The organism is Pseudonocardia sp. CA-142604 (assembly GCF_050948475.1).
Classification (GTDB): Bacteria; Actinomycetota; Actinomycetes; order Mycobacteriales; family Pseudonocardiaceae; genus Pseudonocardia; species Pseudonocardia alaniniphila.
Window position 1 is genome coordinate 5,269,603 of the sequence record NZ_CP192045.1, and the last position, 17,045, is coordinate 5,286,647.

Here is a 17,045-nt window from a genome sequence, read left to right on the forward strand (position 1 = left end):
CGCCGGGCTACGCGCAGAGACCATCCGGGGGAACGAACGCCGGCTGAGCATGGTGGCGCCCGGTTCTCTCGGGACGGAGTGACCTCCGGCCAAGGCCGACAGGGTCTCAAGCCTGTTCCGCGTGGGGTTCGAACGGTCGATGCTCGAGCCCGACCCAAACGGAGGACTCCGCCATGACCACTGGCCCACAACACCTGGCGGCACCACCGGAGACGGTCGACGAGGACCCACCGATCGCCCGGTTGATGATCACCCGGGTGGTCGGGATCACCCCGGACGCTCCCTTGTCGACCGCGTTACGCCTGATGGCGACCACCGGCGTGCGTCACCTGCCGGTGCTCGACGGTGACCGGTGCCGAGGCATCGTGCACGAGGTGGACGTCGCCCGCTTCGTCTCGAGCGGAGGTGATTCGCCCATGTCGCGTGCGGCATTGCACGTCGAGGACCTGACGCGGCCGACCGAACCGCTGCCGACCACGGCACGACGCTACGACGCCGCCCTTCGGATGCAGACCGAACACGTGGACGCCGTGCTGGTCATGGACGAGGACCGACTCGTCGGCATCGTCACGGCGACGGACCTCGTCCGCTCGCTTGCTGCATTCACATCCGCCGCCGATCAGCAGAGCAGGCCTCCATCGTGACGGCTGCACCGGCGCTGGGGGCTACTCGGCCCTCTCGCGGCCAGCCGCGGCGATGAAGCGAGCAGAGGTATCTCTGTGCTGTCAAGGACACACGGCTCTGATCTCGAGGCTCACAGTCCCTGCCGGTGGACGCGCTTCGTGAGTGACCGTGGCGTACGAGCGCCCCGGACGAAGGAGACCTCGATGCCGGACGAGACCGCAGGTGCGCCGGCCGCCGCGGTGCATGAGACCCACGCCGGGCTCGTCGTGCTCGTGGGAGACCGGGCGTACAAGATCAAGAAGGCCATCTGCACTCCGTTCCTCGACTTCACCACCCCGCAACGCCGATTGGCCGCACTACAGCGCGAGCTCGATCTCAACCGCCGCATGGCACCGGACGTCTATCTCGGCCTTGTGCACGTCTCCGCACTCTCCCCCACCGGATCGTCTCCCGACGGCATCCCGGCCGAGCACGCACTGGTGATGCGCCGGATGCCGGCCGAGCGCAGCCTCGCCGCCCTGGCGCGGGCCGGTGCCGACGTCGAGGACGACCTGCGCGGACTCGCCCGTCTGGTGGCCGTCTTCCACTCGCACGCCGACCGCGGCCCCCAGATCGCTGCCGAGGGCGGGCGCGACGCACTGCGTGCCCGGTGGACGGCGAACATCGCAGAGCTACGGGCCGTGCACGGGCCGGTCGCCCGGACGATCGACGCGATCGAGGACCTCGCCCTGCGGTTCCTCGACGGACGCGGCCCCCTGTTCGCCGACCGCGTCAGCGACGACCGCATCCTCGACGGTCACGGCGACCTCATCGCGGCGGACGTGTTCTTCCTCGATGACGGTCCACGGGTGCTCGACTGCCTCGAGTTCGACGACCGGCTGCGCTTCGTCGACGCTCTCGATGACGTGAGCTTCCTCGCGATGGACCTCGAACGCCTCGGCTGCCCCGACCTCGCCCACCGCTTCCTCCGCGCCTACATCGAGTTCTCCGGAGACCCGGCGCCCGTCTCGCTGCGCCACCACTACATCGCCTACCGCGCCCTCGTCCGGGCGAAGGTGTCCTGGATCCGGCACACCCAGGGCGACCCGAGCGCCGCCGAGGAGGCAGAGCAACACACCGCCATCACGCTGCGCCACCTGTGCGAAGGCGAGGTGCGTCTGGTGCTGGTCGGGGGCCTGCCCGGCACCGGCAAGACCACACTCGCCGGTGGGCTCGCCGACCGCTTCGGCGCCGCGGTCCTCTCCAGCGATCGCATCCGGAAGGAACTCGCCGGCATCAATCCCACCACGCATGCCACCGCCGGCTACCTGCAGGGCATCTACTCCCCCGAGCGCACCGACAAGCTCTACGCCGAGCTCCTGCGCCGGGCCGAAAGCCTGCTCACGCAGGGTGAATCGGTGGTGCTCGACGCCTCCTGGACCTCGCGGCCGTACCGACAGCACGCCGACGAACTGGCCCGACGCACCCACAGCCGCATCATTCAGCTCCGCTGCGAAACCCCGCCCGAGTTGGCGGCGGAGCGCATCGCGCGCCGCGTCGGCAGCGCGTCGGACGCAAACCTGCCCATAGCCGCGGCGATGAGCGAGGATGCCGACCCGTGGCCCGAGGCTGTCACGATCGCGACCTCCCAGCCGATCGCAGAGTCCCTCCATCTCGCCGAGGGGGTGTGGCGCGGCATCGACCCAGGCGCTCGCCGAGCCGGCGAGAACATGCGCTCCAGCGGCGTCTGAGTGCGAACACGCAGCCGAGACGTGTGGCGGCGGCCGCAGCAGGGCCGATGACGAGACCCGCGACCACAGCCCATGGGGCCACCAGCAGGTCGATGTCCGCGGTTCTCGTACCGGTCTTCACTCGGCCACCGTCGCGGAGGTCCGTGCCGCCCGGCCTTCATCACCGACGGAATCGGGTTTTGCGACCACAACCGGGCACGGAGCAAATTCGACGAGCCCGCCACTCGTCGAACCGGGCGTCATCTCGCTGACCTCGTGACGGCCCCGATACCCCACAGCCAGCATCCGGGCCGAGGAAGCGTGGTGCATCAACGCGCGCAGCGCCGTGTCCTCGGCCAGGATCCGTTCGACCGGTAGCGCCGGGTGGGCCGCTGCAACGATGTCGAGCTCGGTGTCGAGCAGGTGCGCGCCTTCCTCAGCCAGAACGCTCTTGTCTTCCCGGCTCTGAGGAGCACCTTCGTGCGGGCCGGGCACGATGTCCGCCCAGGTGTGCACAGCGACGAGCCGCGCACCCAGTGATTCCGCGAGATCTGCGCCGAGCATCAGCGCAGCGTGCCCGGCGGCGGAGCCGTCCACACCCGCCACGACAGGGCCACTCCGCGGCGGCGGCACCTGCGGAGCGGGACCACGCACGACGACAACCGGACACGGGACGCCGCCGATCAGACCATGCGCGACCGAACCCGCGAGCATGCCCGTCCATGCCCCCTCGCCGTAGCTGCCCAGAACGAGCAGCCGAGCTCGGGATGCCTCGTCCGCGACCATCTGCACAGTCGCTCCCGACACCACCCCCGCGAGGCCGACGTCCGCCCCGACCCGCTCGGCGCATCGTGCCAGCTCTGCCAACCAGGGCGGCGTCGGCGGGGTGGGTCCGTCGTCCGGGGTACCGGGAACGACGTGCACCAGCCGCAGCGGAACGCCCCACACCGCAGCGAGGTCGGCAGCCCACTCGGTGGCGTCCCGCGCCGAGTCCGACCGGTCCACTCCGACGACGACGGGACGCGTGTCTCGGGTGGTTGCCTCCGTCGCGTGACCGTCCATCACGCTTCCCTCCGTCCGGGCTGCGCTGCTGCGGCAGCCCTCGTCAAGGCTGGCGGGAGGCGCGGTAACCGGACAGGGCCAGGGGGTCCGGGGCCCCCATGCCGAAGGGCCTCGGGGACACCACTGCGAACCTGCCCCGAGCCGAGGAGAGGGTCAGTGGCGCAGCAGCACGGACTCCAGTGGCCGGCGCGGGGTGGGTACCAGCGTGAGCCCGCTTGTGGCCCATCCGATGCGGATGACGAGCTGCGGCACAGCACGAGGCATTCGCAGGACACGGGACGCCAGCTGTCGGCGGGTATGGGGGACCTCGAGGGCATGGCTGAGCGGGGTTGTGGCCAGCCGGTGACGGGTGGCCGCGAGCAGGACCGCGCTGGTCGCCTCGCCGGCACGCAACCGGTCGCACATGCTGTCCTCGGCGGTGGTGAGTACCAGCAGCGTCGAGCCGTCCTGATCGGGCTCACTCGGATATGCGGGGCTGGTAAGCCGTCCCGGAGGGAATGGGCGCAGACCCACCCCCATGGGCTGTGCACCCGTGGCGGGACGAGATTCCGGGGGCACGCCGTCGCGTGCGTCGGTGTAGCGCCGTGTCCAGATCGTGAGCTCTGCGCTGTAGCCGGGGATGTGGCGCTGCTGGGACGCGGCCTCCACGAGCACGGCGATCAGCTGTCGTCGCGAGGCGTCGTCGGTGACGGAGTGAAGCACCGTTCCGTTGGCCGTCGCATTGGCCGCGAGGTCCGCGATGATGCTCGCGGGGACCGGCTGGGCGCTGAACCGGCGCCGGTCGGTATGGCGGAGCTCGATCGCCCGTGCGAGCTCGGTGTCCGCGGGCTCGGGTGATCCAGGCCGGAGATGAATCGTCGCCAGGTGGTCGCTGTTGTCCGGGTTGGGCAGGCGGCCGACGCTTGCCGCGAGGCCTGCCGCGGCGAGGGCGACGCGGAGGTGGTGCAGCGCGGCTCCACAGCTGATGATCAGGTCGCGCTGGTCGGGGTCGGTATCGACGAGGTGGCGGGTGCGATCGGCGTACAACTCGACACCGACGTCGGTAAGACGCCACCGCCAGGGTTGGGTGTTGTGAACAGACGGCGCCCGCTGCGCTCTCTGCAAGGCGCCCCAGAGGCCCGCAGAGGTCCTCATCTGCGTACTCATGGGCGTACAGTGCCGCATCTCGCGATGATCGAACTAAGGCCTAAAGTCCCGGCACACCCGGGCCGAGCTGCTGCCCCTTCCCAGTTGCTGTCAGGCTGGGCAGGCACCCCACAGGCCGCGGCCTGCGGCGCGGGCTTCGGCCTCGGCGGCGGCAATGGCTGGGTACTCGGTCACCGGTCGGCGGTGAAAAACGTAGGTACGGGCGGCGCCCGCTCTCGCGGCGAGGACGGAGTAGTTGGAGCCGTCAGCCAAGTACACGTAGCCCAGGACGCGCCCGTAACGGTCGAAAGCGTCTTGTGTGGGGTCACTGACGACGGTGACCTGCTTGTTCAGCAGCGTGGTCCGGGCGAACTGAGTGGCTTCCGGTCCCCAACACTGCGCCGGCAGTTGCGGATTGCGGTCCTCCGGGCTGTTGATCCCGAGGACTCGCACCTTCACCCTTGAGCCGAGCGCGTCTCTGACGTGCACCGTGTCACCGTCGGCGATGAAGATCACCTTCCCCGCCACCTCGGTTCGCGTGGACGCCGGCGCGGCGAAGACCGCCCCGCCCAGCGCCACGCCGCCGCCAGGCGGGGCGGCAACCGCTCCGACCGCGCCGGACACCAGTGCGACCGACACGACCAGGGCGAGGCCAAGGCGGCGGCTCATACCCACGGCTCGCTGATCGCGACCGAAACGTTGCAGCGGCCGGGTCCATCTCGGATGCCGGCGCTGTTCGTTGCAGGAGCGGGACTGTCTCCTTCATGTCCCCGGTGGCCGGATCCGTTGCGCCGGCCCGATGAGAAACTGACTGTCCAGAATTCCCTCGTATTCGGCGAACCGGAAATTCAGTGCTCCCGAACCCGGTCGTCGTATGACGCAAACCACTCCCTCTGCGCCCACGAAACCGCAGCCGGCTGTCACAGACGCAGGCCTCCACATCGTCTTCAGTAGGTGCCGGTGACCCAGGTCGCCCCCGGGAACAATTGGGAGCAATGATGACCAAGAAGCATTCGCCCTACACCGGTCCGCCGCGATGGAACTGAGGGACGGACGGCGATTTCTGGGACGGACGGCGCTGGTGACGGGTGGGTCCTCGGGCATCGGGCTGGCTGCTGCATGCCGACTGGCCGCGGAGGGCGCCGGCGTGTTCCTGGTGGGCCGCGACCCTTGCAAGGTCGCCTCGGCGATCGAGGCGGCACGGGCGGCGGCGCCGCCCGGCGTGACCGTGGAGGGCGAGGCGGCCGACGTCACGGACCCGGCGGCGATGGATGCGGCGGTCGCCACGGCCGCGCGCATCGGCCGGCGCCTGGACGTCCTGGTCGCCGCGGCGGGCATCGACGGCGAGGGTAAGGACGCGCTCGACCTGGACCCGGACGCGTTCATGCGGGTCCTCGACGTCAACGTCCGGGGCCTGCTGCTGGCGACCCAATCGGCCGCCCGGGCCATGAGCGCGGATGCGGAGGGTGGGTCGGTCGTGCTCATGGCCAGCGTCAACGCGTTCCAGACGGAGCGGAGCTTCGCGGACTACAACACGTCCAAGGGAGGCGCCGTGCTCCTGGCGCGGAGCCTGGCACTGGACCTCGCCGACCGGCGGATCCGGGTCAACGCCGTGTGTCCCGGCTACGTCCGCACCCCGATGACCGAGCCGTCTCTCGCGGACCCCGCCACACTGTCGGAGATCCTGGCGCACATCCCGCTCGGCCGCGTCGCCGAGCCCGACGAGATCGCCGCGACCATCGCCTTCCTGGCCTCGAACGAGGCCGCCTACATCACCGGTTCAGCCGTCGTCATCGACGGCGGGCGGTCGGCATGAATCTGAAATTGCCCGATTCCGCCCCGTGAGCTGCGCCGACAAGATCGGGACGTTCCCCCACCGAAGCTGAAACTTCGTTTTACCAGGTCGAGATGGGAGTTCTACATTGTCGAAGAATATGATGATTCGCCCGTCCGGGGAGCCCATGCTCCGCCGACTCGACCTGCGCGCCGCGCCCCTACCCCGCACCGCCGATCTGCGTGGGCTGTTGCCACGTGCCGAGGTGGATGTGGACACGGTGCTGCATCGAGTCCGCCCGATCGTCGACGCGGTGCGGCAGCGGGGGGCCCAGGCCGCTCTGGAGTTCGCCGAGCAGTTCGAGAAGGTCCGCCCAGCCGGGATCCGGGTGCCCGCGCAGACCCTCACCGGTGCACTCGCCGCGCTCGACCCGTCGGTGCGGGCGGCGTTGGAGACCTCGATCGCGCGGGCCCGTGCGGTGCACGCCGATCAGCGCCGCCCCGACATCGTCACCGACGTGGTGGCGGGCGGCACCGTCACCGAACGGTTCGTGCCCGTAGGGCGGGTGGGCCTCTACGCGCCGGGCGGGCTGGCGGTCTACCCGTCCAGCGTGGTCATGAACGTCGTCCCCGCCCAAACCGCGGGGGTCGAGTCGCTGGTGGTGGCCTCCCCGCCGCAGGCCGAGCACGGCGGGCTGCCCCACCCCACGATCCTCGCCGCGGCGGCGTTGCTGGGGGTCGAGGAAGTCTGGGCGGTCGGAGGTGCGCAGGCGGTGGCGCTGCTGGCCTTCGGCGGCACCGACACCGACGGCGGCGAACTCGCACCGGTGGACATGGTCACCGGGCCGGGCAACATCTACGTCACCGCCGCCAAACGCCTGCTGCGCGGGCACATCGGGATCGACGCCGAAGCCGGCCCCACAGAGATCGCCGTCCTCGCCGATGCCACCGCCGACCCCGTCCACGTGGCCGCCGACCTGATCAGCCAAGCCGAACACGACCCCAACGCCGCCTCAGTGCTGGTCACCACCTCACCCGAGCTCATCGACGCCGTCGACGCCGAGCTGGGGCGCCAGGTGCCGCAGACCAAACACACCGAGCGGATCCGCACGGCGTTGACCGGGCCGCAGTCCGGGGCGGTGCTGGTGTCCGACCTGGCCGATGGCGTCAGCGTCGTCGATGCGTATGCCGCTGAGCACTTGGAGATCCAGACCGAGGACGCGCGCGCCGTTGCGTTGCGGGTGCGCAATGCGGGCGCGATCTTCGTCGGCCCGTATGCGCCGGTGTCGCTGGGTGACTACTGCGCGGGCTCCAACCACGTGCTGCCCACGGGCGGGTGTGCGCGTCATTCCGCGGGGCTGTCGGTGCAGACGTTCCTGCGTGGCGTACACATCGTCGACTACAGCCAGGAGGCGCTGCGGGACGTGGCCGACCAGGTCGTGACGCTCGCCGCCGCCGAGGATCTGCCGGCGCACGGCCAGGCGGTCACAGCGAGGTTCGGCCAGTGACGTGTTTTCTCTCGGCAGTGGGCGGCGAGGTCACCCTCGACGACCTGCCTCTTCGTGACGACCTGCGTGGCCGCAGTCCCTACGGTGCGCCGCAGCTGGATGTGGCGGTGCGGCTCAACACCAACGAGAACCCCTACCCGCCGCCGCCCGAGCTCGTCGCGGACGTCACACAGGCCGTCCATGCGGCTGCGGTCGATCTGCACCGCTACCCGGACCGCAACGCCGAGGCGCTGCGCACCGACCTCGCCGCCTACCTCACCGGCGCCAGCGGTGTGACGCTCGGCATGGCCAACCTGTGGGCCGCCAACGGTTCCAACGAGATCCTGCAGCAGATCATGCAGACCTTCGGTGGGCCCGGGCGCACGGCGGTGGGGTTCGAGCCGTCGTACTCGATGCACCCGATCATCGCGGCGGGCACGCGCACCGAGTGGCTCCCGGCGCCGCGGCGCGCCGACTTCGCGGTCGACGTCGACGCGGCGGTGGCGGTGCTGCGTGAGCGCGCCCCGGACATCACGTTTCTGACCAGCCCGAACAACCCCACGGGCCAGTCGTTGGAGCCCGCCGAGCTGGCTGCGTTGATCGACGCGGCCCCCGGGGTGGTGGTGGTCGACGAGGCCTATGCCGAGTTCTCCGACCGTCCCAGCGCGATCACCCTGTTGCCCACCCACGGGCGCAAGCTGATCGTCTCCCGCACGATGAGCAAGGCCTTCGCCTTCGCCGGCGGCCGGCTCGGCTACCTCGCCGCCGCACCGGCGGTGGTCGACGCGCTGCAGCTCGTCCGGCTGCCGTATCACCTCTCCTCCCTCACCCAGGCCGCGGCGCGTGCTGCGTTGCGGCACGCCGATGCCACGCTCGGTTCGGTGGCGCTGTTGCGCGCCGAGCGTGATCGCGTGGTGGCGGATCTCGCCTCCATCGGGTACGACGTGGTGCCCAGCGATGCCAACTTCGTACTGTTCGGCCGTTTCGCCGACGCCCCCCGGGCCTGGCGGGCGTTCCTCGACCGCGGTGTGTTGATCCGCGATGTCGGGATCGCGCAGCGGTTGCGCGTCACGATCGGCACACCGGAGGAGAACGACACGTTCCTGCAGGTCGCAGCGGACGTGGTGGAGCGGGAGTTACACACATGACCAGCAGGATCGGCCGCGTCGAGCGAGTCACCAAAGAATCCAAGGTCCTCGTCGAGATCGACCTCGACGGAACCGGCACCACCGAGGTCACCACCGGAGTGCCGTTCTTCGACCACATGCTCGACGCCCTCGGCAAACACGGCGCGTTCGACCTGACGGTGCAAGCCGAAGGTGACGTGGAGCTGGATGCCCACCACACCGTCGAAGACGTCGCGATCGTCCTCGGACAAGCCATCCGCCAAGCCCTGGGCGACAAGAAAGGCATCCGCCGCTTCGGCGACGCCTGGATCCCCATGGACGAAGCCCTCGCCCACGCCGTCATCGACGTCTCCGGCCGCCCCTACACCGTGCACACCGGCGAACCCGACGTCATGCAAGGCTTCGTCGTCGGAGGCCACTACCCCACAGTCCTCAACCGCCACGTCTTCGAATCCCTCGCCTTCCACGGCCACCTAGCCCTGCACGTCCGCGTACTGGACGGCCGCGACCCGCACCACATCACAGAGGCCGAGTTCAAGGCCGTCGCCCGCGCCCTACGCGCGGCCGTCGAGCCGGACACCCGCATCACCGGGATCGCGTCCACCAAGGGCACTCTCTGACAGCCGCGTCGCCGACCAGCACCGGGTTGTCCTGGTCCGCCGGGCCGACGGTCCGGAGCACTGGTCAGGCCGGCTCCCGCTCGATCACCAGCATGTCCGGTGGCGCAGTTACGGGTGATGAAGCCGGTACAGACGCGCGGCCGGTCGGCTCACCGAGCCCCTCGATCGACTCGGCACCGTCCGCACCGAGCGACTGAAAGCAAAACAGTCGCTTGGTCATTTGAATCACGCGCCGCATCGCATCCCCGACCGAAGGCCGCGAACTGTCAAGAACGATCTTTTGCCGCACATTGTCCTTGTCCTTACTTTCTGCGCCGGCGCGCCACCCGTGCGGCTTGCCCTACTCGGCCATTCGGCCCTTATTCTCCGCAAACCAACGCCGCTAAATCCCTGTACGACTTGCACGGCAACGAAGGAAGAGTGAGCATGTTAATGTGTCATCAGGGGGATGATGAGCGTCCCGCCACAACTACTGGCAGCACGTACTCAGCTCCGGTTACCCTGAACAGGATAGGGCGGACAGACGCCGCCTACAAAGGCGATGAAAACGTCGCCGGTGGGAAGCGATGCGGGTTTCCACCGATCCTGATCCACTCGTCAGCGACGACGACGCCGAATCGACGCCAGCGAGGCCGCGCGACCTCATGCCGCTCGTCCACGGCGAACCAAAGACCGCCTTAAGAAGGACCAATGGACTGCGGTGGCCATCGGCAAACCGACAACAGGCACATCATTTGGGGGGAGACGATGCACGAGACGATCTTCGTCAGCCGGTGGGGGCCGGCGACCAGATCATTGACCCGCTCGATCCTTCCGCCGTGCGTCGAGCGTCTAGCACCGGCCATAGGCGCTCCGAGTGATGTGGACGCATTTTACCGATCCGGCGGCGGCTGATGCAGGAGCGGATACGTGCAAACGCCCTGCGGGCCGCCGGTGACGCGGCGGCGGTGAGCGGGCTCGAGGTGTTGTCGTCGGTGGAGGTGAACGCCGGTGGCGTGCTGGAACTGCTGAGCGGTGCGGCGGTTCCGGCATGACCCGCGCGGCTGTCTATCTGCCCGATGGGTTCGGCGGGTCCGAGGGGCGGGACGGACCGGGCCGGCTCGAGGAGATCGAGTTCGATGTCATCGAGGCCGAGTCGGCGCAGGTAGTGCTGCCCGAGGTCACGGTCCGCGACGAGCGCGGCGGGGCGTTGTTCACCGGCGGGGGGTTGGTGTTCGATCCTTCCGCCGGGGGTGGTCCGTGGGCCGGTGCGACGGCCGACCGGGCGGCGCGGGCGTTCGGAGTGGTCAACACGGCGTTCCATGCCCAGCGGACGTTGCGGTATGTCAGCGGGCTGCTTGGCCACCCGCTGCCACATCTGCTGGTTCGCATCGGAATGCACGAGCAGTCCCGCGGGTGGGGTGGCGGGCACTACCGCCTGCCCGGCCAGGGAGCTGGGGCCGACCCGGAGGCGACCAGCCCAGCCGGAGAGGTGCATCTGGGTGGCGGCGCGGGCTTCGTCGCCCGGTCCGGAACCGAGCAGTACTTCCGTGCACCCGCCCACAATCCCGCCATCATCTGCCACGAGGTCGGCCACCACGTGTGCCGGCACACCGCGGACTTCAGGCTCAACCGGCTGCGTCCACCCGAGCAGCAGACCAACAAGAAGACCGCTTTGGACGAAGGCACCGCCGATGTGATCGCCGCGATAATGCTGGGCACCCCCGACATCTACGGCTGGCACCGTCACGCCATCCCGCACACCGAACGACGGCGACGCAAACTCGACCCCCGCTGGACGATGGCCCACTTCCAGGGCGGGCCCGACAGCGATCCCCACGACGATGGCATGGTCTGGGCCTCCGCCTGCTGGAGCGCCCGCCAACGCATCACGGACGTCAGTGCCGATCCCACCCGCTTCGACACCCTGCTGCTACGCGGGCTGGAACTGGCCGGACGCGACAGTCCCGCAGTCCTCAACCGCGACGCCCTCCGCGAACGGCGTCACTTCTCCCGGCTCATGGCCGCCATGGCCCGAGCCGATCCCGCCCTGGCTCCCCATGTCCTGGCCGCCATGGCCGACCACGGCATTCACCTCGGCGTCAGCAACAACGACCTCTCCCGAGCCGCCCGAACCAACCCCAGCCGCCTGGTGAACGAATGAGTAGCGGCTTGTCTAGTTCATTCGAGGCCGATCACGAGTCACTCCGGCATTCATCAATTCGCACGTCACGATGCACGGGCGCACGGCGTTCACCGATCCTGAACGCGATCTTCTGCGCTTGCGTTTCCACGAGCCGATCAACGCACAGACCGGGTTGTCCATGATAGACGAGAGCTCCTCTGACGAGTACCGCGTGCTGGTAGCCGCTTCGCGGCAAGAGTACGTTTCCGATGCCGACCGAAGAGTCGGACGGCCAGAGGCCGGAGAAGGTCACAATATATCCGATATCGAGTTTTCCAACGTCCTGGTCCACAATGTGTGGGATGCACTACCCGAGGAGCTCCGTGAAGAGTCCCTCGATCGCCGAATGGATCCGATCTGGACGTCCCGCTCACGCCAGGAATCGGACGGCAGGCGCCGGCCACCCCGCCAGCCGGTGGTCATCGGAGAAGGGGCATGCCGAGAGCCTTTCCGGGACGTGGTGATCAGTGCAAGTCGAGGCGCATGCCAGAGCACGCTCCTTGTCCCACAGTCGCCCACACATCGCCCGCGACCTCTGGATGAGCATCATGGGTGATCGGCACAAGAACATCGGATGGCACCGCGGGGAACGTACTCGGGCCGTGGTCTTCTCGGCAGCGGTGCTGGCGTCCGTCCTGAGCCCGCTACTGCAGTACCGGCGCCCGAGACTCGAGCGCGTCGACGGATTCCCACTGTCGTGGTACCCGATGTTCAGCGCCAAGCGGAGCCGTCAGATGTCCGTCACTTACGCCGTCGGGGTCACCGCGGATGGCGGCCGCCGCTCCCTGCCTTCCGGCGCGCTCGGCACTGGTGGTGTCAACCAGGTGCGCCGCCAGCTGTACCGGGTGGCCGTGCGGGAGGCCCGGCCGGACGCCTACGCCGACGACCTGGCTGCCCGCGTCGCCCGCAGTCCGGACTGGGGGAACATCATCCGCGTCGAGGTCGTGCGCACCCTGTTCGACCTGGACGACTGCCTGACCAGCAGACGAGTCGACGGTGAGTCGACGGTGCTGGCTTCAGCGGAGGTACGGCCGTGATCCGGCGGCTACGGCCGGGCCTCGTGACGCCCGTGCCGGCCGCCCGACTCGGGCTGGTGCGCGTGCTGATCGGCGGCCACACGCTGCGGCACCTGTTATCCCGTCGCCGGCAGTTCCGCAACATCGTGCGGACCAAGCCCGAACTCTTCGCGCCCGTCGGTCCGGTGCGGGTGCTGGCGCGGCCGTTGCCACCCGTCGTCGCCGACGCGCTCAACGACGCGACTCTTGTCAGCGCCGCGCTCTTCACGCTCGGCATAGGCGGATCCGTCGTGGCGCGGATGCATGCTGCGCTGCTGACATGGACACTCGCCTACCGCAACTCGTGGTCGATGGTCTACCACAGTGAGAACCTGCTGGTGTTGCATACGCTCGCGCTCAGCGCGGGCCGTGCGGCCGATGCGGTGTCGATTGCCGCGGCGCTCCGGAGCGAGCCGGCACCCGCCGCGCACCCCCGGTATGGCTGGCCGCTGCACCTGATGAACGGGTGCACGGCGGCCGCATACCTGCTGGCGGGCGTGGCCAAGGTTGCAGGGGAGTCGGGCTGGGCATGGGCCAGCGGTGACGGCCTGCGCCGACAGGTCGCGATCGACGGCCTGCGCAAGGAGGTCTTCGGCTCGCACGCCAGCCCGCTGGCTTACCGGCTCTACCCACACCGGCGACTGTTCACGGCAATGGCGGTGACCTCGCTCGTCCTCGAGCTGGGCGCGCCGCTGGCACTGGTCGACCGCAGGCTCGGGCGGCTCTGGGCGCTGGGCGCATTCGCCATGCACTGGGGGATCCTTGCCGTGATGGGCATCCGGTTCCGCTACCAGCTCACGGGCGTGGCGTTCGCGTCCTGGTTCGACCTCGAACGCGCCCTTCGCGGGATGACGTCGTGAATCAGAGCGAGCGCCACGCCATGGTGATCGGCCCCAGGGAACAGGTACTCGCCGTGCCCGGCAGCGGCGGGGTGCTGGTGTTCGACGGGCTGTGCGGATTCTGCACCCGGGCGGTGTACGCCGTGCAGCGCTGGGACCGGCGTGGGCGCGTCAGGGCATTGCCGCTGCAGGGAAGTCGGGTACTGGAGCTCACCGGGCTGACCCGCGAGGAAGCGCTCCGCGAGGCGTGGTGGATCCATGCCGATGGTGCGCGGCTGCGAGGCGCCGAAGCGATGACCGCAGCCCTGGCCGCGGCCGTCGGGATCCCACTACTGCAGCTGTTCCGCATCCCGGGGGTCCGGCCGCTGGCCGTACGCGGCTATCGCTGGGTGGCCGCGCACCGCTACATGCTGCGCGGCGTCCGGCCGCATTGCACGCGGCCCTCGACCCGGTGCGACGCATGACGTAGATCCGTTCGTCATTGTGATGGCCGTCGGACAGTCGTTTCACCTCCATCCGCCGGGCGGCGGCGACCGGGTTCGGTCACCGCTGCCCACATGTGGTCGCTCTGCCGGCCGAAGCCAGCTCAGCCGGCGTCCCGTCTGCGCCGCCGGCTAGGCGGTGGCGCCGCGGCGAACCTCGACCGCAGCCACCCGACGATCGACGAGATCGCCGACCGCGCCACTCGCGCGAGCGCGGCCCTCGTGCGGGGTACCGGCCCCGTCTGATCGTCATGAGATCCGGCTTTTCGCCCTCCGCAAGGCCGAAATCCGGATCTCGAGGCGATCTTCGGGTCAGCTCCGGGGCAGCACCAGTGCGCGGTGCAGCGCGTGCAGGGCAAGCACCAGCAGTGCCGGCAGCAGGAGCCCCACCCCCGGCAGCGTCACGGCGAGAAGCGCCGCGATGAGCGTGACGCCCAGTGCGGCCGCCCCGGCCGCCGGCACCCGCAGCAGAGCGGTCCAGCCCCCGGCGAGCGCGGCCCGCCACGAGCCGCCTCCCGCGAGCCGGGGCACGGCCAACAGCACCACGGCGAGCAGGCCTGCGGTGGCAACGAGCAGCGCCACCAGCGCCGGGGTTCCGCCCGGAACCGCGCCACTGGCCAGCCACCGCACCTGATTCACCACCACGACCGCCGCGAGCACGCCGACCACGCTGACGGCGACGCCGGGAAGCAGGCGTTGGCGCAGCTCGGCCGCCATGATCCGCCACGGCGGCAGGTCGTCGTGATCGGCCCAGTGCGCGACCGCGGACGAAAGCACCGCCACCACCGCGCCGACGGTCACCAGCGGCAGGCTGAGCGCCGTGGCCAGCAGACCGAGCAGGCACAGCTCCGACACCCGTCGCAGCTGTTCCTTCCAGCCGCGCCCCGAACCCGTCGGCTCCGGCGCGCGACGCCGGATCACCGCACTCCCTCGGCCCGCGACGCTCATCGCACTCCCTCGCTACGCTCGGTCGACGCTTCGCGAAGGCGCTGCATCGATGATTCGCTCGCAAGCTCGCTCATCGCACTCCCTCGCTACGCTCGGTCGACGCTTCGCGAAGGCGCCGCATCGATGATTCGCTCGCAAGCTCGCTCATCCCTTGATCCCGCTCGTGTTGATCCCGTCGACGATCAGCCGCTGGAAGAACAGGAAGAACAGGAAAACGGGCAGGAGCGAGAGGACGGACATCGCGAACATCGGGGCGATCGCGTTCTGGCCGCTGGAGTCGAGGAACAGCCGCAGGCCGATCGGGACCGTGTAGTTCGTCAGGTCGTTGAGGTAGACGAGCTGGGAGAAGAAGTCGTTCCAGGTCTGGATGAAGGAGAACACCGCCGTGGTGACGAGGGCGGGCTTCGTCAGCGGCAGCACGACGTGGAAGAACCGCCGGTAGGGGCCACAGCCGTCGATCGCGGCGGCCTCGTCGAGCGTGCGGGGGATGCCGCGCATGAACTGCACCATAAGGAAGACGAAGAACGCGTCGGTGGCGAGCAGCTTCGGCACGATCAGCGGCAGCGGGGTGTCGATCCAGCCCAGCGCGTTGAACAGCACGTACTGGGGCACGATCAGCACGTGGTGGGGCAGCAGCAAGGTGCCGATCATCAGGGCGAACCACACGCCCCGCAGCGGGAAGCGCAGCCGGGCGAACGCGAACGCGGCGAGCGCGCACGACACGACGTTGCCCACCACCACCCCGACGGATATGACCATGCTGTTGAAGAAGAACCGGCCGAACGAGACCCCGGGGATGCCGGCCCACCCCTCGGCGTAGTTGCCGGGCGTGAACTCACGTGGCCAGATGTCGATGTTGTTGGAGATCTCCTGGGGCGCCTTGAACGAGGTGCCGATCATGTAGACGATCGGGTAGAGCGCGACGACCAGCAGCACGACGAGCACCACGTGCGCCGCCGCGCCGTCGTACCAGCGCCGCGACACAGCAGGTGGCGTCGCCGGCTCCGGGGTGACCGTGACCGGGGCGATCGTGGTCGGGACGCCCATCAGCGCTCCCCCTCGTCGGCGTAGTGGACCCACAGAGAGCCGCTGCGGAACACCAGCGCCGTGACGACGCCCAGCGCCACGAGGAACACCCACGCCATCGCGGACGCGTAGCCCATCTGGAAGTCACCGAATCCGCGCAGGTAGAGGTAGAGCGTGTAGAGCAGGGTGGAGTCGGCCGGTCCGCCGAGGCCGCCGCTGATCACGAACGCCGCCGTGAACCCCTGGAACCCGGCGATGGTCTCCAGGACGAGGTTGAAGAACAGCACCGGCGAAAGCAGCGGCAGGGTGACGTGCCAGAACTGCTGCAGGCGCCCGGCACCGTCGAGCGAAGCCGCCTCGAACATCTCGGCGGGTATCTGTTTCAGACCCGCCAGGAAGATCACCATCGGCGCACCGAACTGCCACGCCGCGAGCAGGATGAGCGTGCCCAGAGCCGTGGACGGGTTGGCGATCCAGCTCCGACCCTCGATGCCGAAGAAGCCGAGTACCTCGTTGACGGCACCGGCACCGCCGAACAGCGTCTGCCACACGATCGCGATCGCGACGCTGCCACCCAGGAGCGAGGGCACGTAGTACAGCGACCGGTAGAGACCGACACCCCGCCGGTTGCGGTAGAGCAGCAGCGCCACCCCGAGCGCGACGGCGAGCTTCAGCGGCACGGAGACCAGGCCGAACACCAGGGTGGCGCCCACCGCGTGCCAGTACTTGGGGTCGTCGGTGAACATCCGGACGTAGTTGTCCAGCCCGACCCACTCGGGGTCCTGCAGGAGGTCGTAGTCGGTGAAGCTCAGGTAGAGCGAGTACAGCATCGGCAGCAGGGTGATGCCGAAGAGGCCGAGCAGCCACGGCGAGAGGAAGACGTAGCCGGCGACGGCCTCCCGCTTCCGGTCCGAACGGCGGTCACCGGACGGCCGGGCGGCCACCGCTGCCGCACCCGCCACCACTCCTGCCGGCGTTTCGAGTGTCTTGCTCATCGCGCGACT

Annotated in this window: 18 protein-coding genes; 11 read left to right on the forward strand and 7 right to left on the reverse strand. The window is 69.4% G+C overall.

The window, feature by feature from the left end; translation table 11 throughout:
- The first annotated feature begins 173 nt into the window (after positions 1–173).
- Both ACQPZQ_RS23830 and ACQPZQ_RS23835 read left to right on the forward strand, forming a co-directional pair.
- A complete protein-coding gene (locus tag ACQPZQ_RS23830) occupies positions 174–644 on the forward strand; it encodes a CBS domain-containing protein (RefSeq protein ID WP_433284148.1) in 471 nt (156 codons plus the stop codon).
- 183 nt (positions 645–827) lie between these two features.
- Positions 828–2,354, forward strand: coding sequence for an AAA family ATPase (locus ACQPZQ_RS23835; protein WP_433284150.1), 1,527 nt, complete (start codon positions 828–830; stop codon positions 2,352–2,354).
- Between the two features lie 117 nt (positions 2,355–2,471).
- Here ACQPZQ_RS23835 and ACQPZQ_RS23840 read toward each other — a convergent pair whose 3' ends face one another.
- The 3 genes from ACQPZQ_RS23840 to ACQPZQ_RS23850 all read right to left on the reverse strand — a co-directional run bounded on the left by ACQPZQ_RS23840 (position 2,472) and on the right by ACQPZQ_RS23850 (position 5,189).
- The gene (locus tag ACQPZQ_RS23840) at positions 2,472–3,395 is read right to left on the reverse strand and encodes a universal stress protein (RefSeq protein WP_433284152.1); all 924 of its coding nucleotides are present in this window, start codon (positions 3,393–3,395) and stop codon (positions 2,472–2,474) included.
- 153 nt (positions 3,396–3,548) lie between these two features.
- Positions 3,549–4,541 (reverse strand): Acg family FMN-binding oxidoreductase, encoded by a 993-nt coding sequence (locus tag ACQPZQ_RS23845; RefSeq protein WP_433284154.1) that lies wholly within the window; start codon positions 4,539–4,541, stop codon positions 3,549–3,551.
- Between the two features lie 90 nt (positions 4,542–4,631).
- Entirely contained in the window at positions 4,632–5,189 is a 558-nt protein-coding gene (locus ACQPZQ_RS23850; RefSeq protein WP_433284156.1) for a thermonuclease family protein, read from the reverse strand.
- A 367-nt stretch (positions 5,190–5,556) separates the two neighbouring features.
- Here ACQPZQ_RS23850 and ACQPZQ_RS23855 point away from each other — a divergent pair, with 367 nt between their 5' ends.
- From ACQPZQ_RS23855 to hisB, 4 genes are all read left to right on the forward strand, one after another.
- On the forward strand, positions 5,557–6,336 hold the full coding sequence (locus ACQPZQ_RS23855; RefSeq protein WP_433284158.1) for an SDR family NAD(P)-dependent oxidoreductase: 780 nt from the start codon (positions 5,557–5,559) through the stop codon (positions 6,334–6,336).
- Between the two features lie 145 nt (positions 6,337–6,481).
- The gene (gene hisD, locus ACQPZQ_RS23860) at positions 6,482–7,801 is read left to right on the forward strand and encodes a histidinol dehydrogenase (protein WP_433284160.1); all 1,320 of its coding nucleotides are present in this window, start codon (positions 6,482–6,484) and stop codon (positions 7,799–7,801) included.
- Positions 7,798–8,928, forward strand: coding sequence for a histidinol-phosphate transaminase (locus ACQPZQ_RS23865; RefSeq protein ID WP_433284162.1), 1,131 nt, complete (start codon positions 7,798–7,800; stop codon positions 8,926–8,928). Before hisD ends, ACQPZQ_RS23865 begins: the two co-directional genes overlap by 4 nt.
- Positions 8,925–9,527 (forward strand): imidazoleglycerol-phosphate dehydratase HisB, encoded by a 603-nt coding sequence (gene hisB, locus ACQPZQ_RS23870; RefSeq protein WP_433284164.1) that lies wholly within the window; start codon positions 8,925–8,927, stop codon positions 9,525–9,527. Before ACQPZQ_RS23865 ends, hisB begins: the two co-directional genes overlap by 4 nt.
- A 64-nt stretch (positions 9,528–9,591) precedes the next feature.
- Here hisB and ACQPZQ_RS23875 read toward each other — a convergent pair whose 3' ends face one another.
- Positions 9,592–9,816, reverse strand: coding sequence for a hypothetical protein (locus tag ACQPZQ_RS23875; RefSeq protein WP_433284166.1), 225 nt, complete (start codon positions 9,814–9,816; stop codon positions 9,592–9,594).
- Positions 9,817–10,420: 604 nt separating this feature from the next.
- Here ACQPZQ_RS23875 and ACQPZQ_RS23880 point away from each other — a divergent pair.
- From ACQPZQ_RS23880 to ACQPZQ_RS23900, 5 genes are all read left to right on the forward strand, one after another.
- Positions 10,421–10,561, forward strand: a complete 141-nt coding sequence (locus ACQPZQ_RS23880; RefSeq protein ID WP_433284168.1) for a hypothetical protein — start codon at positions 10,421–10,423, stop codon at positions 10,559–10,561.
- The gene (locus tag ACQPZQ_RS23885) at positions 10,558–11,670 is read left to right on the forward strand and encodes a hypothetical protein (protein WP_433284170.1); all 1,113 of its coding nucleotides are present in this window, start codon (positions 10,558–10,560) and stop codon (positions 11,668–11,670) included. Before ACQPZQ_RS23880 ends, ACQPZQ_RS23885 begins: the two co-directional genes overlap by 4 nt.
- Positions 11,671–12,239: 569 nt before the next feature.
- Positions 12,240–12,728: a hypothetical protein gene (locus ACQPZQ_RS23890; protein WP_433284172.1), complete on the forward strand. Its 489-nt coding sequence runs from the start codon at positions 12,240–12,242 to the stop codon at positions 12,726–12,728.
- Positions 12,725–13,606 carry a hypothetical protein gene (locus ACQPZQ_RS23895; RefSeq protein ID WP_433284174.1) on the forward strand — a complete coding sequence of 294 codons (882 nt, stop codon included), beginning with the start codon at positions 12,725–12,727 and terminating at the stop codon, positions 13,604–13,606. Before ACQPZQ_RS23890 ends, ACQPZQ_RS23895 begins: the two co-directional genes overlap by 4 nt.
- Positions 13,603–14,049, forward strand: coding sequence for a thiol-disulfide oxidoreductase DCC family protein (locus tag ACQPZQ_RS23900; RefSeq protein WP_433284176.1), 447 nt, complete (start codon positions 13,603–13,605; stop codon positions 14,047–14,049). Before ACQPZQ_RS23895 ends, ACQPZQ_RS23900 begins: the two co-directional genes overlap by 4 nt.
- 330 nt (positions 14,050–14,379) lie before the next feature.
- On the opposite strand, the gene ACQPZQ_RS23905 is transcribed toward ACQPZQ_RS23900, so the two are convergent.
- The 3 genes from ACQPZQ_RS23905 to ACQPZQ_RS23915 form a co-directional block, all read right to left on the reverse strand.
- Entirely contained in the window at positions 14,380–15,015 is a 636-nt protein-coding gene (locus ACQPZQ_RS23905; protein ID WP_433284178.1) for a hypothetical protein, read from the reverse strand.
- A 144-nt stretch (positions 15,016–15,159) separates the two neighbouring features.
- Positions 15,160–16,062, reverse strand: a complete 903-nt coding sequence (locus tag ACQPZQ_RS23910) for a carbohydrate ABC transporter permease (RefSeq protein ID WP_433284180.1) — start codon at positions 16,060–16,062, stop codon at positions 15,160–15,162.
- Positions 16,062–17,036: a carbohydrate ABC transporter permease gene (locus ACQPZQ_RS23915; RefSeq protein ID WP_433284182.1), complete on the reverse strand. Its 975-nt coding sequence runs from the start codon at positions 17,034–17,036 to the stop codon at positions 16,062–16,064. Before ACQPZQ_RS23915 ends, ACQPZQ_RS23910 begins: the two co-directional genes overlap by 1 nt.
- Positions 17,037–17,045: the final 9 nt, after the last annotated feature.

What these genes read in the sequence shown, in the direction of transcription:
- ACQPZQ_RS23830 (WP_433284148.1), top strand. Translation starts at nt 174, where the DNA reads ATGACCACTGGCCCACAACACCTGGCGGCACCACCGGAGACGGTCGAC.
- ACQPZQ_RS23835 (WP_433284150.1), top strand. Translation starts at nt 828, where the DNA reads ATGCCGGACGAGACCGCAGGTGCGCCGGCCGCCGCGGTGCATGAGACC.
- ACQPZQ_RS23840 (WP_433284152.1), bottom strand. Translation starts at nt 3,395, where the DNA reads ATGGACGGTCACGCGACGGAGGCAACCACCCGAGACACGCGTCCCGTC.
- ACQPZQ_RS23845 (WP_433284154.1), bottom strand. Translation starts at nt 4,541, where the DNA reads ATGAGTACGCAGATGAGGACCTCTGCGGGCCTCTGGGGCGCCTTGCAG.
- ACQPZQ_RS23850 (WP_433284156.1), bottom strand. Translation starts at nt 5,189, where the DNA reads ATGAGCCGCCGCCTTGGCCTCGCCCTGGTCGTGTCGGTCGCACTGGTG.
- ACQPZQ_RS23855 (WP_433284158.1), top strand. Translation starts at nt 5,557, where the DNA reads ATGGAACTGAGGGACGGACGGCGATTTCTGGGACGGACGGCGCTGGTG.
- hisD (WP_433284160.1), top strand. Translation starts at nt 6,482, where the DNA reads ATGCTCCGCCGACTCGACCTGCGCGCCGCGCCCCTACCCCGCACCGCC.
- hisB (WP_433284164.1), top strand. Translation starts at nt 8,925, where the DNA reads ATGACCAGCAGGATCGGCCGCGTCGAGCGAGTCACCAAAGAATCCAAG.
- ACQPZQ_RS23880 (WP_433284168.1), top strand. Translation starts at nt 10,421, where the DNA reads ATGCAGGAGCGGATACGTGCAAACGCCCTGCGGGCCGCCGGTGACGCG.
- ACQPZQ_RS23885 (WP_433284170.1), top strand. Translation starts at nt 10,558, where the DNA reads ATGACCCGCGCGGCTGTCTATCTGCCCGATGGGTTCGGCGGGTCCGAG.
- ACQPZQ_RS23890 (WP_433284172.1), top strand. Translation starts at nt 12,240, where the DNA reads ATGGGTGATCGGCACAAGAACATCGGATGGCACCGCGGGGAACGTACT.
- ACQPZQ_RS23905 (WP_433284178.1), bottom strand. Translation starts at nt 15,015, where the DNA reads ATGAGCGTCGCGGGCCGAGGGAGTGCGGTGATCCGGCGTCGCGCGCCG.
- ACQPZQ_RS23910 (WP_433284180.1), bottom strand. Translation starts at nt 16,062, where the DNA reads ATGGGCGTCCCGACCACGATCGCCCCGGTCACGGTCACCCCGGAGCCG.
- ACQPZQ_RS23915 (WP_433284182.1), bottom strand. Translation starts at nt 17,036, where the DNA reads ATGAGCAAGACACTCGAAACGCCGGCAGGAGTGGTGGCGGGTGCGGCA.